Origin of the sequence: Variovorax sp. 54 (genome assembly GCF_002754375.1) — a bacterium.
In the GTDB taxonomy this organism is placed as follows: domain Bacteria; phylum Pseudomonadota; class Gammaproteobacteria; order Burkholderiales; family Burkholderiaceae_C; genus Variovorax.
The window spans coordinates 2,102,673-2,129,064 of the sequence record NZ_PEFF01000001.1 but is presented as its reverse complement, the minus strand read 5'-3'; the positions used below and the strand labels follow the sequence as shown (position 1 = coordinate 2,129,064).

The window sequence follows — 26,392 nt, the reverse complement described above, 5'->3', positions numbered from 1 at the left end:
TTGCAATGCTGGACGACCGTGCCAAGTTGCTTTTGAAGACGCTGGTCGAGCGTTACATCGCCGATGGGCAACCCGTCGGATCACGCACGCTCTCGCGTTCGGCGGGGCTGGATCTCTCGCCCGCGACCATCCGCAACGTCATGTCCGACCTCGAGGCGCTGGGGCTCATTGCAAGCCCCCACACCTCGGCCGGACGCGTGCCGACCACGCGCGGCTACCGGCTCTTCGTCGACACCATGCTGACCGCCCAGCGCGAGCAGATGAGCGCGCCGAGCCTGGCGGCCGACCAGCCGCAGAAGGTGATCGCCAACGCCGCCCACCTGCTGTCGAACCTGTCGCAGTTCGTCGGCGTCGTGATGGCGCCGCGGCGTGCCTCGGTGTTCAAGCAGATCGAATTTTTGCGCCTGTCGGAGCGGCGGCTGCTGGTGATCATCGTGTCGCCCGACGGCGACGTGCAGAACCGCGTGATCTTCCCCGAGTCCGACTACTCGCAGTCGCAACTGGTCGAGGCCTCGAACTACATCAACGCGCATTTCGCGGGCCTGACGATCGAGCAGGTGCGCGACCGGCTGCAGTCCGAGGTCGAGAAGCTGCGCGGAGAAATCGCCGCGCTGATGCAGGCCGCGGTGCAGGTCAGCTCCGAAGTGCTCACCGATGCCAAGGCCGACGACGTCGTGATCTCCGGCGAGCGCAACCTGCTGTCGGTGACCGACTTTTCCAGCGACATGGGGCAGCTGCGGCGCGCCTTTGATCTCTTCGAGGAGAAGGCGCAACTGATGCGGCTGCTCGACGTGTCGAGCAAGGCCGAGGGCGTGCGCATCTTCATCGGCGGCGAAAGCCAGGTCGTGCCCTTCGAAGAGCTGTCGATCGTCAGCGCCAATTACGAGGTCGACGGCCAGGTGGTCGGCACGCTGGGCGTGATCGGTCCGACCCGCATGCCGTACGACCGCATGATCCAGATCGTCGACATCACGTCGCGGCTGGTGAGCAACGCGCTGAGCTACCGCAAGTAGATGGCCGCGCGCGGCGCATAGAATCGGGCCCGCGTGGGCCGTTAGCTCAGTTGGTTAGAGCAGCGGACTCATAATCCGTTGGTCGAGTGTTCAAGCCACTCACGGCCTACCACCACATTCCCCCTCTGTAGACACTCCGACGAAGGCCGCACTGCGCGGCCTTTTTCTTTGCTGCTGCAAGGGCGCGAGCGGGGCCCGCGGCCGCCGCCGATTTCACCTACGGGAAACACAGGATTCCTTCAGGTTGCAACGCAACATCGAAGGCAGAATGCACCATTTGGGTGCAAATGTAACCAGCCGGGCGATCCCCCGTGCGCGTCGTACCGCACCGCGATTCCCGATGGCCATGACCCCGCTTTTCAAGCTTCTGCTTCCGATGTCCCTGCTCGCGCTCGCTGCATGCGGCGCCAAGCAGGCCTCCACCACCGATGACGCGCCGCCTGAAGTCGGTGTGGTGACTCTGCGTGCCGGCGATGTGGCCGTGCGCACCGAGCTCTCGGGCCGCACGGCCGCCTACCGCGTCTCCGAGGTGCGGCCGCAGGTCAATGGCATCGTGCGCAAGCGGCTGTTCGAAGAAGGCGGCATGGTCCGCGCGGGCCAGGTGCTGTACGAGATCGAGCCCGGCCCGTTCGAGGCCGCGCACGAGCAGGCGCAGGCCGCGTTGGCGACCTCGCAGGCCACCATCGCCAGCCTGCGCGGCAAGGCCGATCGCTTCGGCGAACTGGTCAAGGCCAACGCCGTGAGCCGGCAGGAGCACGAAGAGGCGCAGGCCGCGCTGGTGCAGGCGCAAGCCGGCGTGAAGGCCGCGCAAGCGGCCGTGAAGGCGGCGCGCATCAACCTCGACTTCACGCGCATCACCGCGCCCATCGCGGGGCGCATCGGCCGCTCGGGCGTGACCGAAGGCGCGCTCGTGGCGCCGGGCCAGGCGATGGCGCTGGCCACGATCCAGCGGCTCGACCCGATCTATGTCGATGTCGTGCAGTCGAGCCTGGAGCTGACGAAGCTCAAGCGCCGCTTCATCTCGGGCGACATGGCGCCGGCCAGCACCAAGGTCAGCCTGCGCATGGAAGACGGCCTGCCGTACCCGCACGCCGGCACGCTGAAGTTCTCCGAAGTGAGTGTCGACGCGGCCACCGGCTCGGTCACATTGCGCGCGGAATTTCCGAACCCGCAAGGGCTGCTGCTGCCCGGCATGTACGTGCGTGCGCAGGTCGAGTCCGGCGTCGAGCGCCGGGCCATCCTGGCGCCGCAGCGCGGCGTGGCGCGCAACGAAAAGGGCGAACCGACCGCGCTGGTTGTGGGGGCCGACAACAAGGTCGAGCTGCGCGCGCTCGAAGTGCGCAGCAGCGAGGGCGAGCACTGGGTCGTGACCCAGGGCCTGCGCGAAGGCGACCGCCTCGTGGTCGACGGCCTGCAGCGCGCGCGCCCCGGCGAAAAAGTGAAGCCGGTGCCGGTGTCCACGGCGGGTGCATCGCCCGCCGATTAAGAAACGACAAGAACCTCCCGTGATCGCCAATTTCTTCATCCAGCGGCCTGTCTTCGCCTGGGTCATTGCCATCCTCATCATGCTGGCCGGCGGCGTGGCCATTCGCACGCTGCCGGTGTCGCAGTACCCGGACATCGCGCCGCCCACCGTGGTGGTGTCCGCCAACTACCCCGGCGCCTCGGCGCAGGCGGTGGAAAACAGCGTGACGCAGGTGCTCGAGCAGCAGCTCAAGGGCATCGACGGCCTGATGTACTTCAAGTCGACGAGCAGCTCGGCCGGCTACACCGAGATCAACGTCACCTTCCGCCAGGGCATCGACCCCGACACCGCGCAGGTGCAGGTGCAGAACAAGGTCAGCCAGGCCACCAGCCGGCTGCCGCAGGCGGTGCAGCAGCAGGGCGTGACGGTCGCCAAGTCGCAGAACAACTTCCTGCTGATCGTGGCGCTCTACGACGAGACCGGCCAGCGCACCGACACCGACATCGCCGACTGGATGGCCAGCAACCTGCGCGACCCCATCAGCCGCGTCGACGGCGTGGGCTCGGTGCAGGCCTTCGGCGCGGCGTACGCCATGCGCATCTGGCTCGACCCGCACCGGCTGGCCAGCTACCAGCTGATGCCGTCCGACGTGACGGCCGCCATTGCCGCGCAGAACACGCAGGTGTCGGTGGGCGAGATCGGCGCGCGGCCGTCGGCGCCGACACAGCACCTCAACGCCACCGTCACTGCGCTCTCGCGGCTGCAGACGCCCGATCAGTTCAAGGGCATCGTGCTCAAGACCCAGGCCGATGGTGCCGTGGTGCGGCTGGGCGACGTGGCACGCGTGGAAATCGGCAGCGAGTCGTATGCCGAGACCACGCGCCTGAACGGCCACCCGGCCGCGGGCTCGGCCGTGATGCTGGCGCCCGGCGCCAACGCGCTGACCACCGCCAGTGCGGTGAAGGCGCGCATCGCCGAGCTCGAGCGCTCGCTGCCCGCCGGCCTGCGCGTGGCCTACGCGGAAGACACCACGCGCTTCGTCAAGATCTCCATCAAGTCGGTCATCCGGACGCTGCTGGAGGCCATCGCGCTGGTGGTGGTCGTGATGTTCCTCTTCTTGCAGAACTGGCGCGCCACGGTGATCCCCGCGATCACCGTGCCGGTGGTGCTGTTGGGCACCTTCGGCGTGCTGGCGGCCTTTGGCTATTCGATCAACGTGCTCACGCTGTTCGGCATGGTGCTGGCCATCGGCCTGCTGGTGGACGACGCCATCGTGGTGGTGGAGAACGTCGAGCGCGTCATGCACGAAGAGGGGCTCGATGCGAAGGCGGCCACCATCAAGTCGATGAAAGAGATCACCGGCGCACTCGTCGGCATCGCGGTGGTGGTGTCGGCGGTGTTCCTGCCCATGGCCTTCTTCGGGGGCTCGGTGGGCGTGATCTACCGGCAGTTCTCGGTGACCATCATTGCGTCGATGGCGCTGTCGGTGGTGGTGGCCATCGTGCTCATTCCGGCGCTGTGCGCGCGCTTCCTGAAGCCCGGCGTGCCACCGCGCACGCGTGGCTTCCTGGGCGCGTTCAACCGCCGCTTCGACGCAGCGCAGGGCCGCTACGTGAGCGTGCTGGGCCGCATCCTGCGCAAGCCGCTGCGCTTCACGGCCGTGTACGTCGCCATCGTGGCCGGCATGGGCCTGCTGTACCTGAGCCTGCCCGGCGGCTTCCTGCCGGAAGAGGACCAGGGCAGCGTGATGGTGATCGCGACGCTGCCGGCCGGCGCCACGGCGGGCCGCACCGACGAAGTGAACCGCGCCATCGAAAAGCACTTTCTCGAAACCGAGAAGGACACGACCGACACCATCTTCACGCTCACCGGCTGGAGCTACAGCGGCTCGGGGCAGAACATGGGCATGGCGTTCGTCTCGCTGAAGGACTGGTCCGAACGCGCCAGTGCCGACAAGCGCGCGCACGCCATCGTCGAGCGCGCCGGCAAGGCGCTGGCCAGGCAGCAGCGCGACGCCGAGGTCTTCGGCATGGTGCCGCCGCCCATCGAAGGGCTGGGCGAATCGAACGGCTTCGAGTTCTGGCTGCAGGACACCTCGGGCATGGGCGCCGAGCGGCTGTTGCAGGCGCGCGAAACACTGGTGCGCGAGGCCAACAAGGACAAGCGCCTGCAGTCGGTGCGCGCCAACAGCGTGGCCGGCACGCCGCAGCTGCAGGTCGACATCGACCAGCTGAAGGCCTCGGCCCTGCGGCTGTCGCTGGACGACGTGAACACCACGCTGGGCATCGCCTGGGGCGGCAGCTACGTGAACGACTTCATCGACCGTGGCCGCGTGAAGCGCGTGTACGTGCAGGCCGATGCGCCGTACCGTTCGGCACCGGACGACATCAGCCAGTGGTTCGTGCGCGGCAGCACGGGTGCGATGACGCCGTTCTCGGCCTTTGCGACCACGCACTGGTCGCAGGGCGCGTCGCAGCTGGAGCGCTACAACGGCCTGCCCGCGGTGCAGATCCAGGGCGCGGCCGCGCAGGGCATTAGCTCGGGCACGGCCATGGCGGCCATCGAGAGCCTCGCGAAGCAGCAGCGCGGCACGGGCCAGGCCTGGAGTGGCCTGTCGTACCAGGAGCGGCTGTCGGGCGGGCAGGCACCGCTGCTGTTCGCGTTGTCGATCCTCGTGGTGTTCCTGTGCCTGGCGGCGCTGTACGAGAGCTGGTCGGTGCCGGTCTCTGTGATGCTGGTGATTCCGCTGGGCGTGCTCGGCGCGGTGATCGCGGCGGCGTTGCGCGGGTTGTCGAACGACATCTACTTCCAGGTCGGCCTGCTCGCGACCATCGGCCTGTCGGCCAAGAACGCGATCCTGATCATCGAGTTCGCGGAAGCCGCGTTGCGCCGTGGCGTGCCGCTGCTCGAAGCCGTGGCCGAAGGCGCGCGCCTGCGGTTGCGGCCCATCCTGATGACGTCGCTGGCCTTCCTGGCGGGCGTGATTCCGCTGGCACTTGCCACCGGCGCGGGCTCGGGCAGCCAGACCGCGATCGGCACCGGCGTGTTCGGTGGCGTGCTCGCGGCGACGGCGCTGGGCATCTTCTTCGTGCCGCTGTTCTACCTGCTGGTGAAGCGCATGGCCGCAAGGCTGATGGGGCGCAAGGCGGGCGGCGAACAAGTGGCCTGAGGCCGTCGCATCACAAGGCAGTGAAGCTTTTTTGAAGGCCTCGCCGGAACAGCGCTTTCGGCAGGGTAGAATTCAAGGCTGCGCGGCTGTAGCTCAGTTGGATAGAGTACTTGGCTACGAACCAAGGGGTCGTGGGTTCAATTCCTGCCAGCCGCACCATCTCTCGAATAGCCTGGAAGGGTTTCTCTTCCAGGCTATTTTCGTTTGGGGCCCTCACAGAGGGTTGCGCTGCCCGCATTCGCTGCGCGGCACGCGCCCACAAAAAAAGCCGCCCGAGGGCGGCTTTTTGACGTCGATACAGACAACTGCCAGGCCAGGCCTGTGCAACTGTCGTCGCATCGTCGGTCTTACTTCTTCTTGGCGACGGCCTTCTTGGCGGGAGCCTTGGCGACGACGGCCTTCGTGACAGCAGCCTTGGTGACAGCTGCCTTCTTCGGAGCGGCGGCCTTCTTGGCAGCGGGTGCAGCAGCGGCCTTTTCAGCCTTGCGCTTGGCGGCCTTGGGGTCGATGGCGGCCTTGAAGGCAGCGCCGGCGACGAACTTCGGCACCTTGGTGGCGGCGATCTTGATCTTGGTGCCGGCTTGGGGGTTGAAGCCCGAGCGTGCGGCGCGTGCGACTTGCTTGAAAGTACCGAAGCCGACCAGCTGGACCGAGTCGCCCTTCTTCACGGCAGCGACGACGCTGCTGGTGATCGTTTCGAGCACGCGTGCGGCCTCGGCCTTGCTCAGGTTGTGGGTGGTGGCGATCTTCTCGACCAGTTCGATGCGGTTCATTCAGTATTCCTTGGATGGTATGGCGCCGTGTTGCCTACGGCGGCCCAGGCTATTCCGGGCGGGGCGGAGTGTACCGGGTCGGATGGGCCTCTTTGGAGAGGCGCGGGTCAGATGCACGGGAATAGGCGCTCTGATTGGCTGTCATCGTTCGTATTTTCAGCTTTCGATCACAAAGGTTTGGGCGCGCGAAAAAACACGCTATAATCGAAAGCTGTGCGGCTGTAGCTCAGTTGGATAGAGTACTTGGCTACGAACCAAGGGGTCGTGGGTTCAATTCCTGCCAGCCGCACCACTCTTCAAGGGTTAGCTCGTTTTTCGAGCTAACCCTTTTTCTTTGGCCGGTCATTGCGCCGTGCCCGCATCAAGGGTGCACCGGTCGCGCGTCTTTCCAGAGGCCGGCCCGCTTGGCTTTTGCTTCTTCCTCTGCGAATTCGTACTGCCCGCGCTCCTGGGGCGACAGGCGCTGCGCTTGCGCGGGCTTCCAGCGCGCCAATCCGACGGTCAGCAATGCCAGGCTTGCGTCGAGCGTCCTCGGGCCGTTGGGTGCCGAGTCCGGCGTCACCATCACACGACAGATGCGTTCGCGGGCGTGAGATGTGGGATCGTCGCAGTCGACATCTGCCGGCTTGAGACGGACCATGTCGTGCATCTTCTGCTGAGCCTGCTCTGCGAAGGGTTGCCCGGGCTTTGGTGCCTCGATGCCCTGCAGGCGCACGCGACGCCACGCGTTGGCACTGGCCGCGTCGCCGCAGCGGGCGGTCAAGGTATCGCCGCTGTGGATGCTCACGACGAAGCAGGTCTGCGTTCTGGCGTGGGTGCTGAAGGGAAGGGCGAACAGCACGCCGGCAAGGGCCGCGAGAACGCCAAAATGAAGCTTCGCCGAGGTGCTGCAGCGGCGTGAGAAGTGTCTGGTGGCGATCACAGGGGCTCCTGTCTCCTGGGCATTGCGGTTGCGGCAAACTCACCGGCTTGTAGGGGCGCGGCAAGGGCGCCCAGTATTTCCGATTTGAAGGGCTCTGCATTGAACAAGGCATTCACCAAGGAGTCGGACGCCGATGCGGACGACGACGATGACGGCGCAGGCGGCGCGGCGCCCCCGCTGCCGGCCGGCAGCAAGAACTACATCACGCCCGAGGGCTACGCGCGCCTGCGCGACGAACTGCTGCAGCTGATGGACGAGGAGCGCCCCAAGGTCGTTGAGGCCGTGCACTGGGCCGCGAAGAACGGCGACCGCTCCGAGAACGGCGACTACCTCTACGGCAAGAAGCGCCTGCGCGAGATCGACCGGCGCATCCGCTTTCTCGGCAAGCGCCTCGAAATCGCGGAGATCACCGACCCCTCGGTACACCATGGGCGTGACCAGGTCTTCTTCGGTGCCACGGTCCGCTATGCCGACGAGACCGGCGAGGAGCGCAGCGTCACGATCCTCGGCATCGACGAGGCCGAGAGCGCCAAGTCGGAGGTCAGCTGGATTTCCCCGATCGCACGCGCGTTGCTCAAGGCGCGCGAAGGCGACGTGGTGAAGCTCATGACGCCCGGCGGGGCGCACGAGGTGGAGATTCTGTCGGTGAGCTACCCGGCGCCGCGCACGCCGGCGAACTGACGAAGAAGGTCAGGGCGCCGGAATCGTCCGCGCCGCGGTCAGCACCGACGCGGTCCGGCGCGCGGCGCGCAGCACGGCGTCAAGGTGCGCACGGTCGCGCACCGCGATCACGAAGCGCAGGTCGGTCGAGTCCTGCGGGGTCTCGTCGGCCATTTCCACGTGCGTGATGTCGGCTTCGGCATCGGCCAGGGTGGCGGCCACGCGGGCCAGCACGCCCTTGTCGTTGCGCACGGTGATGACCACGCCGGTCTCGAAGGCGCGTGTGGGCTCGTCGGCCCATTCAACCGCGAAGAAGCGTTCGCTGTCCTTGTTGCGCAGGCGCTGGCCCACGCCGCAGTCGTCGGTGTGCACCACCAGCCCTTCGCCGTGCCCGAGGTAGCCGACGATCTGGTCGCCGGGAATGGGGCGGCAGCACTGCGCGAAGCGCACGGAAGAGTTCTCGCTGCCGTCGAGCGTCACAGCGCCTTGCGACACGGCCTCGTGCGAGGTGAAGCGCTCGCGGCTCAGGAGAAGGGCGTCAGGGCGCTCGCCGATCTCGGCCATCAGCGCCATGAGCCGCTTGGCGACGATGCTCGCGATGCGCTTGCCCAGGCCGATGTCGGTCAGCAGCTCGGCGCGGGTGCGGTTGCCGGTGAAGCGCAGCAGCTTCTCCCACAGCGCCTGGTGTTGTTCGTCTTCCTCGGGCAGCTTGCCGAGGCCTTCGGCGCGCAGCGCCTGGGCCAGCAGCTTTTCGCCCAGGCCTTCGGACTCGGCATGCGCCAGGGTCTTCAGGTAGTGGCGGATCTTGGAGCGTGCCCGGCCGGTGCGCACGAAGCCCAGCCACGCGGGGTTGGGCGTCGACACGGGGGCGGTGATCACTTCGACCACGTCGCCGTTCTTCAGCTCGGTGCGCAGCGGCACCTGGTCGCCGTTGATGCGCGCGGCCGAGGTGTGGTCGCCGATGTTGCTGTGGATCGCGTACGCAAAGTCGACCACCGTGGCGCCGCGCGGCAGCGCCATGATCTGGCTCTTGGGCGTGAAGACGTAGACGGCATCGGGGAACAGGTCGACCTTGACGTGGTCCCAGAACTCGGCGGCGTCGCGCGTCTCGTCCTGGATGTCGAGCAGCGACTGCAGCCACTTGGTGCCCAGCCGGTCGTTGCTCGCGGCATTGGGTTCGGCGGCCTTGTAGAGCCAGTGCGCTGCCACGCCAGACTCGGCCACGACGTGCATGGCCTCGGTGCGCAGCTGGAACTCCACGCTCACGCCGGCCGGCCCCACCAGCGTGGTGTGCAGCGACTGGTAGCCGTTGAGCTTGGCGATCGCGATGTGGTCCTTGAACTTGCCGGGCAGCGGCTTGTACATCTGGTGCAGGATGCCCAGGCCCGTGTAGCAGGCGATCACGTTCGGCACGATGAGCCGGAAGCCGTAGATGTCGGTGACCTGCGCGAAGCTCAGGTGCTTTTCTTCCATCTTGCGGTAGATGGAATAGAGCGTTTTCTCGCGCCCCGCGATGCGCAGCGTCATGCTGGCGGCGGAGAAGGCCGTCTCGACCTCTTTCTGCACCTTCTGGATCAGGTCGCGTCGTCGTCCGCGGGCCTTGGCAACGGCCTTGGCCAGCGTGGCGTAGCGCCAGGGCTTGAGGTGCCGGAACGACAGGTCCTGCAGCTCGCGGTAGGTCTGGTTCAGGCCCAGCCGGTGCGCAATGGGGGCGTAGATTTCCAGCGTTTCACGCGAGATGCGGGCCCACTTTTCGCGCGGCGCATCGGCCAGCGTGCGCATGTTGTGCGTGCGGTCGGCCAGCTTGACCAGGATGACGCGCACATCGCGCGCCATGGCCAGCAGCATCTTGCGGAAGGACTCGGCCTGGTTTTCTTCGCGCGTGTTGAACTGCAGCTTGTCGAGCTTGGTGAGCCCGTCGACCAGCTCGGCCACCGGGGCGCCGAAGCGCTCGATGAGTTCCGGCTTGGTGACACCGCAGTCTTCGATGGCGTCGTGCAACAGCGCGGCCATGAGCGCCTGCGCGTCGAGCTTCCACTCGGCGCACTGCGCCGCCACGGCGATGGGGTGGGTGATGTACGGCTCGCCGCTGTTGCGCAGCTGCCCGAGGTGGGCTTCGTCGGCGAAGCGGTAGGCCCGGCGAACCAGCTCGGTGTCTTCGGGGCTCAGGTAGTCGAGGCGGGCCGTCAACGCGGCAAAACTCGCGGCGGCCGCGTTCAGCGCCGCCGGACTCGGTTTCGGCGTGAGGGACGTAGGTTTGGCGACCGCACTCATGGCTATCACTTTAGCGTGACCGCTCTGTGGACGCGTCCGGACGTAAAAAAAGCACCGCAATGCGGTGCCTTTTCGTTGCAGGGCTGCGTCAGAAGATCAGCCCGGCACTTTCTTGAGCATTTCGATGCCGATCTTGCCTTCGGCGATTTCGCGCAGGGCCGTGACGGCGGGCTTGTTCTTGCTTTCGATCTTGGGCGCGTGGCCTTGGCTCAGCATGCGCGCACGGTACGTGGCGGCGAGAACGAGCTGGAAGCGGTTCGGGATCTGAACGAGACAATCTTCGACGGTGATGCGGGCCATGATGAATTCTTTCGGTCGGTGAGCGGGGATTTCAAGGGATGTTCAGTGCGGCGAACGTATCGGCACGTGCTCTGCGCTGTGCGGAATACCGGAGCCTCTGCGCGTGGACGATCGCCTTGAGATCGAAGAGTGCGCGCTCAAATAACTCGTTGATTATAACGAAATCGAATTTTCCGGCCTGGGCCATCTCTTCGGCCGCGTTCTTCAGGCGCAGTTCGATCACTGCGGCGCTGTCCTCGCCGCGCCGCTCGAGGCGGGAGCGCAGCTCTTCCCAGCTGGGCGGGAGGATGAAGATCATGACCGCGTTGGCAAAGGTCTTGCGGATCTGCAGCGCGCCCTGGAAGTCGATTTCGAGGATCACGTCGGTGCCCAGGGCCACCCGCTCCTCGACCGCCTTCTTCGACGTGCCGTAGCGGTGGCCGTGCACGTGGGCCCATTCCACGAAGCCGTCGGCCGCAATCAGGGCGTCGAACTCGGTCGGGGAGGCAAAAAAGTACTCCCGGCCGTGTTTTTCCTGCCCGCGCGGGGGGCGAGTGGTGTGGGACACCGAGGGTTGAACGGCCGAGTCGAGCTCCATGAGCGCCTTGACCAGGCTCGATTTGCCAGCGCCGCTGGGCGCGGCGACCACGAAGATGTTGCCGGGATAGTCCATGGGGGGGCTCGTCGTCATTCGATGTTCTGCACCTGCTCGCGCATCTGCTCGATGAGGACCTTCATGTCCACGCCGATGCGTGTGAGTTCCAGGGCCGCCGATTTGGAGCCCAGGGTGTTGGCTTCGCGGTGCAGTTCCTGGATCAGGAAATCCAGCCGCTTGCCGATGTCGCCGCCCTTCTTGAGCAGCCGCTCGATCTCGTCGAGGTGCGAATTCAGCCGCGTGAGCTCTTCCGCCACGTCGATGCGGATCGCGAAGGCGGTGGCTTCGGTCAGGGCGCGGTCCTGGGCGGCTTCGGGCAGCGTGCCGCCCGTGCCGGCGGTCAGGCCCATGGCCTCCTGCCAGCGCTCCAGGAAGCGGTTGCGCTGCTGTTCGACCAGCTGCGGCACCAGCGGGCCAGCCTGCTGCACCAGGGTGCGCAGCTGGGCCAGGTGGGCCTCGAGCATCTTGGCCAGCCGGGCGCCTTCGCGCTGGCGGGCCGACATCAGGGCCTCCAGGGCCTTGCCTGCCACGTCGAGCAGGTCGGGGCCCCAGTCGCCGCGCGTGGCACCGTCGCCGCCGGCCAGCCGCAGCACGTCGGCCACGCTGAGCTCGCGGGCGCCGGGCAGCCAGGCGCGGATGCCGTCCTGCACGCCGTTCAGCCGCTGAAGCAGCTTGACGGAGGGCTCGACCACGCCCGCCTGGGACGTGTTCTCGATGGCCGCGCGCACCTCGACCTTGCCGCGCTTGAGCTTGGCCGTGAGCAGCTCGCGCAGCGCGGTCTCATGCTGGCGCAGCTCCTCGGGGAGCTTGAAGGTGAGGTCGAGAAAGCGGCTGTTGACCGAGCGGATTTCGACCCCGAGTCGGCCCGCGGCGGAGGGCCGTGCATCGGCTTCGGAGTGGCTGCCTGCGGGGCCGTTCTGGCCGCTGGCATAGCCGGTCATGCTGTAAACTGGCATTGCGCCTCACTGTGGTTTTGCTTGCAAGCACCGAGGCGTCGGTACAGCGTTCGCTTGCCGCACCATCGCCTTCGGGCGAAACTCCCGGATTATGTCAAAGGTCAAGCCTACGCCCCTGTTGCCCGATACGGTCATTGGCGGATATCGCGTTGTTCGCCGGCTTTCAGCAGGCGGTTTCGGCGTGGTCTACCTCGCGATCGACCCGAACGGCCAGCAGGTGGCCGTCAAGGAATACCTGCCGTCGTCGCTCGCCACCCGGGGCCCCGGCGAGCTGGCGCCGCAGGTGCCGCCCGAGAAGCTGTCGCTGTACCGCCTGGGGCTCAAGAGCTTTTTCGAAGAAGGCCGCTCGCTCGCGCAAATTTCGCATGCGTCGGTGGTCAGCGTGCTCAATTTCTTTCGCGAGAACGAAACCGTCTACATGGTCATGAACTACCTGGAGGGCGCGACCCTGCAGGATTTCGTGGTCACGGCGCGCGACCTGAAGCGGCAAAAGGTGTTCCGCGAGTCGACCATCCGTTCGCTGTTCGACGAAATCCTGCGCGGCCTGCGCATCGTCCACCAGTACAAGATGCTGCACCTGGACATCAAGCCCGCCAACATCTTCGTCACCGACGACGACCGCGCCGTGCTGATCGACTTCGGCGCCGCGCGCGAAGTGCTCAGCAAAGAAGGCATCTTCATCCGCCCCATGTACACGCCCGGCTTCGCCGCCCCCGAGATGTACCGGCGCGATTCGTCGATGGGCCCCTGGACCGACATCTACGCCATCGGCGCCTGCATCTACGCCTGCATGCAGGGTTATCCGCCCAACGACGCGCCGCGTCGCATCGAAAAAGACCGCCTGAGCCTGTCGCTCTCGCGCCTGCGCGGCGTGTATTCCGACAACCTCATCGAGGTGGTCGAATGGTGCATGTCGCTCGACCCGCTCTCGCGCCCGCAGTCGGTCTTTGCGCTGCAAAAAGAACTCAGCCGCGAAGGCGAGCGCCGCTACACCAAGCTCACGGTCGGCGAAAAGGTGCGCCTGTCGATCGACAACATCCGCTCCTTCGACAAGAAGAGCCTGCCGCGCGCCGTCGCGCCCACCACCCGTCCGGCCTGATCGACATGAAGTTCTCCGTGTTCCAGGTCAGCCGCAAGGGCGGCCGCGTCAAGAACGAAGACCGCATGGGCTACTGCTACACGCGGGAGTCGGGTCTGTTCGTGCTCGCCGATGGCATGGGCGGTCACCCGGAAGGCGAAGTGGCGGCCCAGCTGGCGCTGCAGACCATCGCCGCGCTGTACCAGCGCGAGGCCCGCCCCACCGTGAAGGACGTGAAGGCCTTCCTGGCCGAATCGGCCATGTCGGCGCACCAGCAGATCATGCGGTACGCCAGCCACAAGGCGATGCTCGACACGCCCCGCACCACCGTGGTTGCGGCCGTGCTGCAGAACGCCACCGCCACCTGGCTGCATTGCGGCGACTCGCGCCTCTACGTCGTGCGCGACGGCCGCCTGCTGACCCGCACGCGCGATCACTCGCACGCCGAGCGCCCCAAACCCCATGGCGCCACCGACGCGCCCGTCAACCGCAACCTGCTGCTGACCTGCCTGGGCTCGCCCACCACGCCGCTGTTCGACGTGTCGGCGCCTCTGCCGCTGCAGCGCGGCGACCGCCTCATGCTGTGCTCCGATGGCGTCTGGGGCGTGCTCGACGACGCCGTCATCGTGCACACCCTGTCGTCCGGCAAGCCCGTGTCCGACGCTGCGCCCGACCTCGCCGAGATGGCGCTGCGCAAGGGCGGCGCCCACAGCGACAACGTGACGCTCATCGCGCTCGAATGGGAAATGCCCGAGACGCCCGGCGACGACCGCGGCGTGTCCACCGAAACCATCGACGACGGCGTGTTCGCCTCGACCATCCAGGCCGGCATGCCGTCCGACAGCGAGATCGACGACCTCGACGAAGACGCCATCGAGCGCTCCATCGCCGAGATCAACGAAGCCATCCGCCGCTCCGCTGCACGCAAGACCTGAGCGCGCAGTTTTCCCCTTTTTTCTTCTTTCGGTTTTCTCTTTCAAAAAATGACTGCTTTCACACGAAGCGGCGGCCGCGCCGCCGACCAGCTGCGCCCCGTGCGCATCACCCGCGGCTTCACCATCCATGCCGAAGGCTCCGTGCTCATCGAGTTCGGCCAGACCCGCGTGCTGTGCACCGCCTCCGTCGAAGAAAAAGTGCCGCCGCACAAGAAGGGCAGCGGCGAAGGCTGGGTGACGGCCGAATACGGCATGCTGCCGCGCGCCACCCACACCCGCAGCAGCCGCGAAGCCGCCAAGGGCAAGCAGACCGGCCGCACGCAGGAAATCCAGCGCCTCATCGGCCGCTCGATGCGCGCCGTGTTCGACCTCGCCGCGCTCGGCGAACGCACCATCCACCTCGACTGCGATGTGCTGCAGGCCGACGGCGGCACGCGCACCGCGGCCATCACCGGCGCCTTCGTGGCCGCACAGGACGCCGTCGACAAGCTGCTGGCCTCCGGCGCCATCAAGACCTCGCCCATCAAGGGCCAGGTGGCCGCCATCTCGGTGGGCATCGTCGGCGGCACGCCGCTGCTCGACCTCGAATACACCGAAGACTCGGCCTGCGACACCGACATGAACGTCGTCATGACCGGCGCCGGTCACTTCGTCGAAGTGCAGGGCACGGCCGAAGGCGTGGCCTTCACGCGCGACGAAATGAACCTCCTGCTTGGCCTGGCCGAAAAGGGCATCGGCGAACTCGTGAGCCTGCAGCAGCAAGCCCTGCTTTCGAACTGACCGACCGACGACCACAACCACCAGCTACTGGCGCCCGCCCTCCATCGGGCGCCACAGCCATTTTTGACTTTCCATGAAACTGGTTCTGGCTTCCAACAACGCGGGCAAGCTCGCCGAACTCCAGCAGCTGTTTGCCGAGCTGTCCGTCACCCTGGTGCCGCAATCGGCGCTGGGCGTGGGCGAGGCTGAAGAACCTTTCCGCACCTTCGTCGAGAACGCGCTCACCAAGGCGCGCCACGCCAGCGCCGCCACCGGCCTGCCGGCCATTGCCGACGACGCCGGCCTGTGCGTCGATGCCTTCGGCGGCCTGCCGGGTGTCGATACCGCTTACTACGCCACGCAGTTCGGCTACGCCAAGGGCGATGCCAACAACGTGAAGGCGCTGCTCGAACAGCTCGACGGCGTGGTCAACCGCCGCGCCGCGCTCGTGAGCACGCTCGTCGCGCTGCGCCGCCACGACGACCCCGAGCCGCTCATTGCCGTCGGCCGCGTGGTCGGCGAAATCGCGCCCGCGCCCATCGGCGACAACGGCTTCGGCTTCGACCCCGTGATGTACCTGCCGAGTTTCGGCAAGACCTTCGCCCAGCTGCCGCCCGACGTGAAGAACGCCCACAGCCACCGCGGCCGCGCCGCGCAGGCCATGCTCGCCCTGATGCGCGAGCGCTGGTTCTGACCGATGGCCACCGTTTTCCCGATCCAGCCCGCCCAACCCGGCGGCGCCCCCCAGGCCAATGACGTGCTGCACTGGATGCGCCCCGGCCCGTTGCAACTCGCCGCGCTGCCGCCGCTGTCGCTGTACATCCACCTGCCGTGGTGCCTGCGCAAGTGCCCGTATTGCGACTTCAACTCGCACGAGTGGCGCGCCACGAGCGAGGCCGACATCGACGGCCTTCCTGAAGCCGCCTACATCGACGCGCTGATCGCCGACCTCGACGCCGCGCTGCCGTTGATCTGGGGCCGCACCGTCCACACCATCTTTATCGGCGGCGGCACGCCCAGCCTGTTCTCGCCGCAAGCCATCGACCGGTTGCTCGGCGATGTGCGCGCGCGCCTCAAGCTCGCGCCTGAGTGCGAGATCACGCTCGAGGCCAACCCCGGCACCTTCGAGCGCAACCGCTTCCGCGCGTATCGCTCGGCCGGCGTCACGCGCCTGTCGGTGGGCGTGCAGAGCTTCAACGACGAGCACCTGACGGCGCTGGGCCGCGTGCACGACCGCGCCCAGGCCATCGCCGCAGTGGAAGAAGCCGCGAGTGCCTTCGACACCTTCAACCTCGACCTGATGTACGCCCTGCCGGGCCAGACCATGGAAGGCCTCGACGCCGACCTGACCCAGGCTCTGGCCCTCGCGCCGCCGCACATCTCGATCTATCACCTCACCATCGAGCCCAACACCTGGTTCGCCAAGTTTCCGCCCACGCTGCCCGAGGACGACATCGCCTACGCCATGCTCGACCGCATCACCGAGCGCACGGGCGCGAGCGGCATGTCGCGCTACGAGGTCTCGGCCTATGCGCGCGACGGGCACCAATGTGCGCACAACCTCAACTACTGGCAGTTCGGCGACTACCTCGGCATTGGCGCCGGTGCGCACAGCAAGCTGAGCTTTGCGCACCGCATCGTGCGGCAGGTGCGTTACCGCGAACCGCGCCTGTACATGGAAAACGCGCGCGCCGGCATGGCTGTGTCGCAAAGCGACGAAGTGGCGCTGGCCGACTTGCCGTTCGAGTTCATGCTCAACGCGCTGCGCCTGAAGCAGGGCTTCACGCTGCCCCAGTTCAGCGAACGCACGGGCCTGGCGATGACCTCGATCCAGCGCGGCATGGAAGAGGCCGAACGCAAGGGGCTCGTCGCACGCGACCTGTTCCGCGTGTGGCCCACCGAGCGCGGACTCGACTTCCTGAGCGACCTGCAGACGCTGTTCCTGCCCGATGACGAGTAAGGCTGCGCGGTCAGCTTAAAATCGACGGTTCCGGAGAGTTGGGTGAGTGGTTTAAACCAGCAGTCTTGAAAACTGCCGACGTGAAAGCGTCCGTGAGTTCGAATCTCACACTCTCCGCCATCAGCCCGCTGTTCATGCGGGCTCGCGATCGGGGGCAAGCCATTTGCCCCCTCACGCAACTTACCTGCCCGACCCGTACTGCCGCACCAGAATGCGCGTTCCCACCGCAGCCTCAAACTGCTGCCAAACCAACACCGCATTCCCCACTTCATTCATCGCCAGATCCGGCGCAGTCGCAATTTCGTCCGTGCCCTCCTGAGCCACCGGCGTCCCCCAGCCATCCGCCAACGTGTGCCGAGCCGCATAGAGATCGCTCGTTCCCACCCCATTGCCCTGCGCCCAGGCCACCAGCGCGTTGGTCGCATCGTCGACACCCACAGCAGGCAAGCTCGCCAACGCCTGTGAAGCTGCGGCCCGCACCGCACGGTCCGCGCCGAATGCTGCCCCCGGCGCCGCTGTCGCCGCCATGAGCGCGTTGTCCAGCCGCCCCCAGCTCACGACCGCCGCGCCTGCCGCATTCATGCGCAGCACGGGCGTGCTCAGCAACGCCTGCGTGGCGACGAAGGGTGCGCCCACGCGTGCGTTGCTGCTCTGCCATGCGCCCGCCGAGAAGCGCTTGAACCACACGGCGCTCTCCCACTGGTTGCTGCCGCCGGGCAGGTCGACCTGGCCCCAGGCGAGCAGGGCGTTGCCGGCGGCGTCGATCGCCAGGTCGTGGGCGCCGATGGAGTGGCCGGTGCCGGTGTCGGGCACGAGTTCAGTGGCCGTGGTCCAGGTGCCGCTTGCGTTGGCGCGGTTGGTCCAGAGCGAGGCGCTGCTGCCGTCGGAGCGCTTCCACACCGCGACCGATTCGCCGGACCCCGCGACCACGACAGCTGGGTCGCCGTCCACGCTGCCCACGACTTCGTTGGTCTCGATGAGCGCAGCGCTGCCCCAGCCGCCGGCGGGGGTGTAGCGGTTGGCATAGATGCTGAAGCGCGTGGCTGGTCCGATCTGCGACCACACGGCGACGGCGTTGCCGTTGGCGTCGATGCCCACGCTGGCGTTGCCGACGATGCCGGTGCCGGTCTCCAGCAGCGCGGGGCTGCCCCAGCCGCCTGCGGGGTCGACGGGCAGCGCCCACAGGTCGTAGCCAGTCACGGAGCTCAGCTGGGTCCACAGCACGACGGCGCGGCCGCTGGGCTTGTCGATGGCAACGCGGATGTCGCGCACGCCGCCGGCGTTGGCCTCGAGGCGCTGCGGCGCGGTCCAGCCGCTGCCGGGCAGGTAGCGGCTGCCCCACAGGCGATCCACCTGGGGGTTGCCTTCGATCTGACGCCACACGACCAGCGCACGCCCTTGCGCGTCGATCGCGGTCTTCGGCAGGCTGGCGCCGCCGGCCGACAGCGCCGACGCATCGCCCCAGCCGATCACCGGCGGTGCGGCCACGAAAGTGGCCGTCACGCCGAGTGCCGCGTCCATCCGCACGGTGCAGGTGCTGGCGTTGCCGCTGCAGGCGCCGCCCCAATTGACGAGCACCTGTCCCGCGGCCGGCCTGGCCGCGAGGACGACCTCCGTGCCCGCGCTGAAATCCGCACTGCAGCGATCGGTGCAGTCGATGCCCGCGGGCTGCGAGCCGACGCGCCCGCTGCCGGTGATGCCGATCTCCAGTCGATGGGTCGCTGCCGCCGGCGGGGGCGCGGGTGGAAAGAGGCCGAGGGGCGGCAGCGCGCCGCCGCCCGATCCGCCGCCACCACCGCCGCCGCAGGCCGCCAGCAGGGCCAGCGCCCCTGCGCACACCAACCACCGTCCGTAGCTGCTCGTCTTCGTCATGTCTGTGTTCCTCCTCGTCCGCTGGCGCCGGGGCCCGGCGCCTTCTGTGCTTGTTCGTTTCAGAGGGCCGGATCGTAGGGACGGCGCCGCGTGCGGCCCATAGCACCTTCGGGCACCTGCCCTAAGGTGCTATGGGCCGTTGCAAGGCGTCCCGATAGGCTTGCGGCATGACCTCTTCACGAACGCTTCTCTGCGTGCCCTTGCTTCTCATCGCTGCCGTTCTGGCAGGCGGATGCGCCTCGCATGCCGTGACCGACGACGCCATCGTCACGAACACCTCGCGCGCGCTGGGCCTGCCGCCGCAGGCGTTCACCATCTCGAACCGGGCCGACAGCGGTGTGCAGACGACCTTCCAGGCCCGCACCGACGGCGGACGGGTCTACAGCTGCTACGTGGAGGGCTCGGTGTCGGTCGTGGGCCGCGTGGTCAGCGATGCCATCTGCCAGGAGATGCGCCAGAGCGATGCCCCCGCGTCCGCGCGCCGCCCCGCCACGCGGCCGGCGACGGGCTCCGCACCAGCCTGCAATGCGCTGCTGCGCGCGGCTGGTCGTTGCAACTGAGGCTTCGCGAAAGCTGCTGCACCGATGCGCCGGTGTAGACAACAATGGCGCCCTACGAGGAGAGGGCGCGGGCCGGGCCCGCACCCAAGGATCACGGCACCATGAAACTCCTGCTTGTCGACGATCACCCGCTGTTCGGTGTCGGCTTTGCGCATGCGCTGACGCACGCCCGCCCCGACTTCGAAGTGCAGACCGCGCTCTCGCTGGCCGAAGGCGTCGCGCGTGCCTCGCAATGCGCGCCCGACATCGTGCTGATCGACTACCGCCTGGGCGGCGAAGACGGCCTCGAGGGCTTGCGCCTCTTCGGGGCCCGGCATCCCCTCGTGTCGCGCCTGATGATCTCGGGCGACGAAGAACCCGCACTCGCCGCCCGCGCACGCGCCGCGGGGGCGGCCGGCTTCATCGGCAAGTCGCGCTCGGTGGCGCACATCGCGGCGGCGCTGGACGAGGTGGCCGCCGGTGGCGAGTCTTTCGATGTGCTGACGTCGCGCACCGGCCTGCCGGTGGCGAGCCTCACGCCGCGCCAGCTCGAAGTGCTGCTGCTGGTGGCGCAAGGCCGCCAGAACAAGCAGATCGCCGCCGAGCTGGCGATTGCGGAACGCACGGTCAAGCTCCACATCACGGCGCTGCTCGACACGATGGACGCGCGCAACCGCACCCACCTGCTGGTCCAGGCGCGGCGCGCGGGACTGCTGCTGGAGCCGCGATGAAGCCTTCGGTGCCTGCCGCCCTCGCATCGCCGCTGCAACCGCCGCGCGACCGTGGTGTGCGCGGCCTCATCGCCGCATGCCTGCGCTTCTCGGACCTCCAGCTCCAGCAGGTCGAGCAGATGATCCGCACCACGCCGTGGGCGTGGATGCTGGCCGCGCTCGGTGGGTACCTGTGCTACCGCGAATACGCGACGGGCGCGGACGGCGCGCGCGTGCAGGCGTGGTTCACCGTCTACTGCTTTCTCGTCGCCGTGCGGGGCGGCATCTGGGTGGCATGGGCGCTGCGGCCCGGCCGTCGATCGAACCTTGCGGCGATGGCGTTGCCCCTCATGGCCAGCAGCCAGAGCCTGGCCTTGTCGTGGGGTGTCCTGTGCGTCCTGCTGCAGAAGGATGGGCCGGCGCAGGCCGAGGCCATCCTTCACATCACGATGGTCACCGTCTCGCTCGGTGGCGCGATCCGGCTCTCGACGATGGAGCGGTCGGCCATCGTCTACGTGGGCCTCATCCTCGGCCCGCTGGTGCTGCGCGACATCTGGTTCGGTGGCAGCTACCACCTGGCCATGGCGATGATCGTGACGCTGATCGGCGTCTACACGCTGCTGAGTTCCAGGGAACTCTCGCGCGCGCTGCACGAGATCCAGGCGCAGCGCCGGCGCAATGCCGAACTGGTGACCGCGCTGAGCGCCGAAAACGAACGCAGCCGCTCGGCCCGCCAGACCGCCGAAGAAGCCGTGGCGGCGCGCATGCGCTTCTTCGCCTCGGCCAACCACGACCTTCGCCAGCCGCTCAACGCGATGGCGCTGCTCGCGCAGACGCTGCACACGGTCAGCACGCAGCCGCAGGTGCAACAGCTCTCGGAGCAGCTCGTGGCTTGCGCCGACGGCATGACCGATGTGGTCGACGACCTGCTCGACATCACACGCGCCGATGCCGGATCGATCAGCCCGCAGTGGTCGCATTTCGCCATCGACGCGCTGCTGCGCGACTGCTGCCGGCCACACCAGGCGGTGGCTGCGGCCAAGGGTCTGAAGTTCGAGATGGCCATCGACCCCGCCACCGTCCGCAGCGACCGTGCCTTGCTCACGCGCGTGCTCACCAACCTGCTGGCGAACGCCATCCGCTACACGCGCAAGGGCACGGTGCGCATCGGCGGCGCGGTCGACAACGGACGGCTGCGACTCGCCATCGAAGACACGGGCATCGGCATCACGCCCGAGCACCTGCCGCACATCTTCGACGAGTTCTATCAAATCGATAACCCGGCGCGCGACCGCCGCCTGGGCTATGGCCTTGGCCTTGCGACCGTCAAGCGATTGAGCGAACTGCTCGACCTGGGCGTGACCGTGCGCTCGCAGCCGGGGCAGGGCAGTGTGTTCGAAGTGCAGGTGCCGTTGGCCGATGCGGCCGAGAGCGGGCGGGCGGACGATGCCGAACGGCTCGCTGCGTCATCGACCACCGCATTGGCGGTGCGCGTGCTCGTGGTCGATGACGACCAGAGTTCGTTGCAGGCGCTGCAAGGGCTGCTGGCCTCCTGGGGCGCGGAGGTGCGCGCCGCGAGCGACATGGCGGGCGCGCTGGGTTGCCTGCAGGCGGGCTTCCGGCCCGATGCGCTCGTGGTCGACTTGCGGCTCGGCGTGCAGGCCAGCGGCATCCAGGCCATCGCGGACCTGCGCCTCGCATTGAACGAGGCTGAGCTGCCCGCGTTGATCGTGACCGGCGATGTGGGAGGCGACTACCTGGCCGCAGCGCGCGAGGCCGGCCTGCCGGTGCTCGTCAAGCCCGTGCGGCCTTCGCAGCTGCGCGCCTTCCTGGGCCATGCGCAGGCGCGCAGCCGGGAGCGCGTGCCCGACTGATTCGCGGGCGCAATGTCCGCGCAACGACTGCTGGTAGCCTTGCCGCATTGTTCAGGCGCGCCTCGACCTGCGAGGTCGCGTGATCCGGACGATTCAGAAAGGACTCAGCGCGTGGTTGTGACAGGGAGAAGATGGGGCGCATGCGCCGCGTTGATGGCGGCATTGCTGGTGGGCGCATGTTCCACCACGCCGAGCACGCCGGTGGCCGGCCCCGGCGAATACGTCGTGCAAACGGGCGACACGCTCTACCGCATCGCGCAGCGCCACGGCCGCACGACGGCCGAGATTGCCCGCTGGAACCAGATCAAGGACCCCGACCAGCTCGAAGCCGGCCAGGTGCTGCGCGTGGTGCCGCCGGGCGGTGCCACGACGGCGGGTGCCACGCCTCCGCCGCGCAGCAGCGGCAGCAGTAGCACCGACAAGGCCAAGCCTGTGCCCGTCCCTCGCGAGCGCGACCCTGTCGTGCCGCCCGCGTCGCGGCGCAGCGACTGGGGCTGGCCGACGCAGGGCGCGGTCATCGCCGGTTTCAACGGCAACAGCAACAAGGGCCTGGACATCAGCGGCAGCAGCGGCGAGCCCGTGCACGCGATCGGCGCCGGCTCGGTGGCCGCCACCGAAACCATGCGCGGCTACGGCAGCGTGATCATGGTCGACCACGGCGGCTCCTACATGTCGATCTACACCAACGTGGGCACGGTGGGCGTGAAGCAGGGCCAGCGCGTGCAGCGCGGCCAGAAGCTCGCCGAGATCGGCCCGGCGGAGGGCGGCCGCGCCAAGCTGCACTTCGAGATCCGCTACCGCGGCAAGGCCGTCGATCCGCGCCTGTACCTGCCCGCGAAGTAGGTCGCTCGTTCAGGTGCTCGTTCAGGCGCTCGGGTACGTGTTCATGAAGAGCCGGTAGCCGAAGCCGCGGATCGACACCAGCGACACGTCCTTGGTGCCCGTCATCTTCAGCAGCTTGCGCAGCCGGGTCATGTGCACATCGACCGTGCGGGTCTGGCCCAGGGGGCCCGCGTCGCCCCACACCGCGCGGAAGATTTCCTCGCGCGAGTACGCACGGTTCGCATGCCGGAACAGGAACAGCGCCAGCTCGAACTGGCGCGGCTGAAGGCGCGTGCCATGTCCGTCGATGCTGACCGTGCAGCCGACCGGATCGAACTCGAAGCGGCCGAAGCAGAAGACCTCCTTCGCCGCCTCGGCCCGGGAGGCCAGCACGCGGAAGACGCGCACGACCAGCTCGCAGTCTTCGCACGGCATCAGCACGAAGTCGTCGGCGAGCTCCGAGGTGACGACCTTGTTGCCGAGCAGCTGCTCCGGCCGCATCAACAGCAGCAGCGGCGTGGATTCACCGGCCAGGCGCCGCAGGAACTTGGCCGCCGACCAGACCACGTCGGGGCTGCCGTCGAGTGCGAGCAGCAACAGGTCGAACTGCTCTCCGGCGGACAGCACCTGTGCAAACTTTCTCAGGAGCGAGAACTCGATGACCTCGTGGCCCGCCTCGCGCACGGCGCTGGCCACGAAGTGCCGGTCGGGGTCGGAATGCTCCAGCACCGCGATGCGCCGCACGGCAACGCCGGGCCCGCGGCCGCCATGGGCCGCGACCTCGAGGCTGCCGGTCGAAGGGGCCGGCGCGGGCCCGGCCGCAGCGGGGGAGGCCGGGCCTCGTCCAGGCGGTGCCTCGGCCCGCGGCTTGCGCGCGGACGCCATGGCGTCGGCATCGTCCTCGCGCTTCCATGCGCCGCGCAGCGCGAGCGAGAACACCGCGTGGCCCAGGGGTGTCACGGCGCGCATCAGCGGGCGGCGACGCGTTCGCCGGCGGGTTGCACGAACACGTTCGCTGTCACGGTGGCGGTGCGGCCGGCCGCGTTGATCGCCAGCACCTGGATCGTCTGCACGCCCGGCCGCGCCGGTGTCCACTGGCAGGCATAGGGCGCGGCGACGAAGGTGCACACCGGCAGGTCGCTGCCCGCCACCATCACCTTCACGCCCGCGGTGCCGCTCGCATCGCTTGCCACGGGCGCAAGCACGACGGGCTGGCCGACCACCGCCGGGCCCATCGCGGCCAGCGAGACCGTCGGCGGCGCGGCCTCGGCACCGCCGAGCGCGAGGTCGATGGTGAAGTGCGTGCGGCCCTGCACCGCCTTCTGCTCGAAGGCATCGAAGATGGTGAACCAGGTGGCGCCGTTCTCGCGGCCCGTGGCGCCGGCCTTCACCAGCAGGTTCGTCTTGCCGACCGTGAAGCAGCTGAAGCCGCAGCCCCAGTCGAAGACGAAGCGGCCCTGCGCATCGGCCGTGCCGCTGGCCAGCAGTTCCAGCGGCTTCTGGGCGCCGGGGTCGCGCCAGACCGACACCGCGGCGCCGGGCAGCGCCTGCCCCGTGGCGCGATCGGTCACCGCCACCTGGGTCTGCGTGGTGGCGGCCATGTAGGTCGAGCCGGCCCAGCGCGGCCACTGGCGCCAGTCGGTGTTGATCATCGCCTTCGTGCCTTCGGTGAAGCGCGTCATCGCGAGCGTGGCGGCGCGGTTGGCCTGCGGGTCGAGCCGTTCCTCGAACACGCTGCCCAGCAGCGGGTCTTGCCGCCAGTGCTGGCGCGGCCACCAGTAGCGGTCGCGCGGGTTCGACAGCGCAAGGTCGGCCTTCGGCGCGACGCCCGTGGTGTCCGCCACATGGCTCGCGTGGTAGTACTCGCCCGAGCCGGCGCCGTGCACAGCCGTTGCTGCCGGAGCTGCAGTTCGTGCGCATGCGCCATGCGGTGCGCACGCTCAAGGCCGCGCTCGCCGAGCCGGCCGCCTGAGACGGGGCGGCGCCATGGTTGCGAGCGACAGTTTCGATTTCATCGTGGTCGGCGCCGGCTCGGCCGGGGCCGCCGCCGCGGCGCGCCTGAGCGAGAGCGGGCGCCACCAGGTCCTGCTGCTGGAGGCCGGGCCGCCCGACACCAGCGCGTGGACGCGCATCCCGCTGGGCGTGGCCAAGGTGCTGGAGCAGGGGCGGCTCACGCGCAGCTTCTTCACCGAGCCCGATCCGCAACTGAACGACCGCCGCATCTACTGGCCGCGCGGCTGGGTGGTGGGCGGCTCGTCCACCGTCAACGGCATGATCTGGGTGCACGGCACGCCGCGCGAGTACGACCGCTGGGCCGAGGACGGTTGCCCGGGCTGGGCCTACGCTGACCTCCTGCCCTGGTTCCGCAAGATCGAGAGCTTCCAGGGCGGCGACGCGGCCTCGCGCGGACGCGAAGGACCGGTCACGGTGACCGAGTTCCAGCCGGTCGACGGGCTGGCCGACGCCTTTCTCGATGCCAGCGCACAGGCCGGCATCGCCCCGCGCGTGGCCGACTACAACGCGCGCGGCTACGGCGGCAGCTACCTGCAGTTCAACACCCGCAACGGCGTGCGCTGCAACACGCGCATGGCCTACCTCGACCCGGCACGCGGCCGGCCCAACCTCACGCTGATGACCGGCGCGATGGTCGGGCGCGTGGTGCTGGAAGGCGGGCGCGCCACCGGCGTGCGTGCGCGCATCGGCGGGCGCGAGGTGGTCTTCACGGCCCGGCGCGAAGTGCTGCTGTGCGGCGGCGCCTTCAACTCGCCGCAGCTGCTGGAGCTGTCGGGTGTCGGCGGGCGCGAGGCGCTGTCGGCGCAGGGCGTGCCGCTGCTGCACGAGCTGCCGATGGTCGGCGAGAACCTCAGCGAGCATGTCTACAGCCCGCTGCAGTACGAGGTGAACCCGGGCGTGAGCTGGAACAAGGCCCTGTCCAGTCCCTGGGGACAGGGCCGGCTGGGCCTGCGCTGGCTGCTGCGGCGCGACGGCCCGCTGTCGTCGAACTCCATCACCGCGCAGACCTTCGCGCCGATGCAGCCCGGCGGGACGGACGCCGAACTCAAGCTGCAGGTGCAGCAGCTGAGCACCTCCAACAACCGCGGCAAGGGCCGGATGGCCATCGACCGCTTCGACGGCATCACGCTCGCGTCGTTCCAGATCTGCCCGCACTCGCGCGGCGCGTCGCACATCCGCAGCGCCGACCCTGCCGCCGACCCGAAGCTCGTGGCCCGCCACTTCACCGATGCGCGCGACGTGCAGGCCTGCCTGCATGCGTTGAAGCTGTCGCGCCGCATCGCCGAGACGGGGCCCATGGCGCGGCTGATCCGCAGCGAGGTCCGGCCGGGGCCGCAGGCCGGCAGCGACGAGGCCCTGATCGCGCACATCCGCGCCACCGGGGCCACGGCCTACCACCCGGTGGGCACCTGCCGCATCGGCACCGACGCCGCGCAGTCGGTGGTCGATCCGGCGTTGCAGGTGCACGGCGTGCGCGGGCTGCGCGTGGCCGACGCGTCGGTCATGCCGACGATTGCGTCGACCAACACCAACGCGATCTCGATCGTCATCGGCGAGCGGGCCGCGGCCTTCGCGCTGGCGGCATGCTGAGCCGCGGCGGCACGAGGCCGTAGACAACGACACGGCCAGAAAAAGAAGCGCACAGACGCAACAACAACGGAGAC

The 26,392-nt window shown here is 68.4% G+C and carries 23 protein-coding genes and 4 tRNA genes; 18 read left to right on the top strand and 9 right to left on the bottom strand.

The window, feature by feature from the left end:
* Positions 1-5: 5 nt before the first annotated feature.
* The 5 genes from hrcA (at position 6) to CLU95_RS09715 (ending at position 5,806) form a co-directional block, all read left to right on the top strand.
* Entirely contained in the window at positions 6-1,013 is a 1,008-nt protein-coding gene (gene hrcA / locus CLU95_RS09735; protein WP_099792610.1) for a heat-inducible transcriptional repressor HrcA, read from the top strand.
* 35 nt (positions 1,014-1,048) lie between these two features.
* Positions 1,049-1,125 (top strand) — tRNA-Ile (locus CLU95_RS09730).
* 264 nt (positions 1,126-1,389) lie between these two features.
* Complete coding sequence (locus CLU95_RS09725; RefSeq protein WP_257214582.1) at positions 1,390-2,499, top strand: efflux RND transporter periplasmic adaptor subunit; 1,110 nt, start codon at positions 1,390-1,392, stop codon at positions 2,497-2,499.
* A 19-nt stretch (positions 2,500-2,518) separates the two neighbouring features.
* The gene (locus CLU95_RS09720; protein ID WP_099792608.1) at positions 2,519-5,647 is read left to right on the top strand and encodes an efflux RND transporter permease subunit; all 3,129 of its coding nucleotides are present in this window, start codon (positions 2,519-2,521) and stop codon (positions 5,645-5,647) included.
* A gap of 82 nt (positions 5,648-5,729) precedes the next feature.
* Positions 5,730-5,806: transfer RNA gene (locus CLU95_RS09715), tRNA-Arg, on the top strand.
* 188 nt (positions 5,807-5,994) lie between these two features.
* Here the strand turns inward: CLU95_RS09715 and CLU95_RS09710 are convergent.
* Positions 5,995-6,420 (bottom strand): HU family DNA-binding protein, encoded by a 426-nt coding sequence (locus tag CLU95_RS09710; RefSeq protein WP_062476298.1) that lies wholly within the window; start codon positions 6,418-6,420, stop codon positions 5,995-5,997.
* A gap of 215 nt (positions 6,421-6,635) precedes the next feature.
* On the opposite strand from CLU95_RS09710, the gene CLU95_RS09705 reads away from it, so the two are divergent.
* A tRNA-Arg gene (locus CLU95_RS09705) sits at positions 6,636-6,712 on the top strand.
* Between the two features lie 69 nt (positions 6,713-6,781).
* On the opposite strand, the gene CLU95_RS09700 is transcribed toward CLU95_RS09705, so the two are convergent.
* Positions 6,782-7,342 carry a thermonuclease family protein gene (locus CLU95_RS09700; protein ID WP_257214581.1) on the bottom strand — a complete coding sequence of 187 codons (561 nt, stop codon included), beginning with the start codon at positions 7,340-7,342 and terminating at the stop codon, positions 6,782-6,784.
* A 99-nt stretch (positions 7,343-7,441) separates the two neighbouring features.
* Here CLU95_RS09700 and greB point away from each other — a divergent pair, with 99 nt between their 5' ends.
* A complete protein-coding gene (gene greB, locus CLU95_RS09695) occupies positions 7,442-8,023 on the top strand; it encodes a transcription elongation factor GreB (protein ID WP_099792606.1) in 582 nt (193 codons plus the stop codon).
* Between the two features lie 9 nt (positions 8,024-8,032).
* On the opposite strand, the gene CLU95_RS09690 is transcribed toward greB, so the two are convergent.
* The 4 genes from CLU95_RS09690 to CLU95_RS09675 all read right to left on the bottom strand — a co-directional run bounded on the left by CLU95_RS09690 (position 8,033) and on the right by CLU95_RS09675 (position 12,166).
* Positions 8,033-10,276, bottom strand: a complete 2,244-nt coding sequence (locus CLU95_RS09690) for a RelA/SpoT family protein (RefSeq protein WP_099792604.1) — start codon at positions 10,274-10,276, stop codon at positions 8,033-8,035.
* A gap of 96 nt (positions 10,277-10,372) precedes the next feature.
* Positions 10,373-10,576: a DNA-directed RNA polymerase subunit omega gene (gene rpoZ / locus CLU95_RS09685; protein WP_013543330.1), complete on the bottom strand. Its 204-nt coding sequence runs from the start codon at positions 10,574-10,576 to the stop codon at positions 10,373-10,375.
* A gap of 31 nt (positions 10,577-10,607) precedes the next feature.
* Positions 10,608-11,228: a guanylate kinase gene (gene gmk / locus CLU95_RS09680; protein ID WP_056573336.1), complete on the bottom strand. Its 621-nt coding sequence runs from the start codon at positions 11,226-11,228 to the stop codon at positions 10,608-10,610.
* 14 nt (positions 11,229-11,242) lie between these two features.
* Entirely contained in the window at positions 11,243-12,166 is a 924-nt protein-coding gene (locus CLU95_RS09675; protein WP_056573333.1) for a YicC/YloC family endoribonuclease, read from the bottom strand.
* Between the two features lie 91 nt (positions 12,167-12,257).
* Between CLU95_RS09675 and CLU95_RS09670 the strand changes: the two genes are divergently transcribed.
* From CLU95_RS09670 to CLU95_RS09645, 6 genes are all read left to right on the top strand, one after another.
* On the top strand, positions 12,258-13,265 hold the full coding sequence (locus CLU95_RS09670) for a serine/threonine protein kinase (protein ID WP_099792602.1): 1,008 nt from the start codon (positions 12,258-12,260) through the stop codon (positions 13,263-13,265).
* A 5-nt stretch (positions 13,266-13,270) separates the two neighbouring features.
* On the top strand, positions 13,271-14,179 hold the full coding sequence (locus CLU95_RS09665; protein ID WP_099792600.1) for a PP2C family protein-serine/threonine phosphatase: 909 nt from the start codon (positions 13,271-13,273) through the stop codon (positions 14,177-14,179).
* 48 nt (positions 14,180-14,227) lie between these two features.
* A complete protein-coding gene (gene rph / locus CLU95_RS09660) occupies positions 14,228-14,959 on the top strand; it encodes a ribonuclease PH (RefSeq protein WP_099792598.1) in 732 nt (243 codons plus the stop codon).
* Between the two features lie 73 nt (positions 14,960-15,032).
* Positions 15,033-15,632, top strand: a complete 600-nt coding sequence (locus tag CLU95_RS09655; RefSeq protein ID WP_099792596.1) for a non-canonical purine NTP pyrophosphatase — start codon at positions 15,033-15,035, stop codon at positions 15,630-15,632.
* 3 nt (positions 15,633-15,635) lie between these two features.
* Positions 15,636-16,898 carry a radical SAM family heme chaperone HemW gene (gene hemW / locus CLU95_RS09650; protein ID WP_099792594.1) on the top strand — a complete coding sequence of 421 codons (1,263 nt, stop codon included), beginning with the start codon at positions 15,636-15,638 and terminating at the stop codon, positions 16,896-16,898.
* A 32-nt stretch (positions 16,899-16,930) separates the two neighbouring features.
* Positions 16,931-17,018, top strand: a tRNA-Ser gene (locus tag CLU95_RS09645).
* Positions 17,019-17,078: 60 nt separating this feature from the next.
* Here the strand turns inward: CLU95_RS09645 and CLU95_RS09640 are convergent.
* The gene (locus CLU95_RS09640) at positions 17,079-18,770 is read right to left on the bottom strand and encodes an InlB B-repeat-containing protein (protein WP_099792592.1); all 1,692 of its coding nucleotides are present in this window, start codon (positions 18,768-18,770) and stop codon (positions 17,079-17,081) included.
* 194 nt (positions 18,771-18,964) lie between these two features.
* Between CLU95_RS09640 and CLU95_RS09635 the strand changes: the two genes are divergently transcribed.
* From CLU95_RS09635 to CLU95_RS09620, 4 genes are all read left to right on the top strand, one after another.
* Entirely contained in the window at positions 18,965-19,330 is a 366-nt protein-coding gene (locus CLU95_RS09635; RefSeq protein WP_257214580.1) for a hypothetical protein, read from the top strand.
* 101 nt (positions 19,331-19,431) lie between these two features.
* Positions 19,432-20,040 carry a response regulator transcription factor gene (locus tag CLU95_RS09630; RefSeq protein ID WP_070062039.1) on the top strand — a complete coding sequence of 203 codons (609 nt, stop codon included), beginning with the start codon at positions 19,432-19,434 and terminating at the stop codon, positions 20,038-20,040.
* On the top strand, positions 20,037-21,893 hold the full coding sequence (locus tag CLU95_RS09625; RefSeq protein WP_099792588.1) for an ATP-binding response regulator: 1,857 nt from the start codon (positions 20,037-20,039) through the stop codon (positions 21,891-21,893). The genes CLU95_RS09630 and CLU95_RS09625 overlap by 4 nt, the downstream gene beginning before the upstream one ends.
* 153 nt (positions 21,894-22,046) lie before the next feature.
* Positions 22,047-22,736, top strand: a complete 690-nt coding sequence (locus CLU95_RS09620) for a peptidoglycan DD-metalloendopeptidase family protein (RefSeq protein WP_257214579.1) — start codon at positions 22,047-22,049, stop codon at positions 22,734-22,736.
* 21 nt (positions 22,737-22,757) lie between these two features.
* Here CLU95_RS09620 and CLU95_RS09615 read toward each other — a convergent pair whose 3' ends face one another.
* Entirely contained in the window at positions 22,758-23,684 is a 927-nt protein-coding gene (locus CLU95_RS09615; protein ID WP_099792584.1) for a winged helix-turn-helix transcriptional regulator, read from the bottom strand.
* Positions 23,684-24,601: a hypothetical protein gene (locus tag CLU95_RS09610; RefSeq protein WP_099792582.1), complete on the bottom strand. Its 918-nt coding sequence runs from the start codon at positions 24,599-24,601 to the stop codon at positions 23,684-23,686. The genes CLU95_RS09615 and CLU95_RS09610 overlap by 1 nt, the downstream gene beginning before the upstream one ends.
* Positions 24,602-24,701: 100 nt before the next feature.
* Between CLU95_RS09610 and CLU95_RS09605 the strand changes: the two genes are divergently transcribed.
* Complete coding sequence (locus CLU95_RS09605; RefSeq protein WP_099792580.1) at positions 24,702-26,318, top strand: GMC family oxidoreductase; 1,617 nt, start codon at positions 24,702-24,704, stop codon at positions 26,316-26,318.
* The last annotated feature ends 74 nt before the right edge of the window (positions 26,319-26,392 follow it).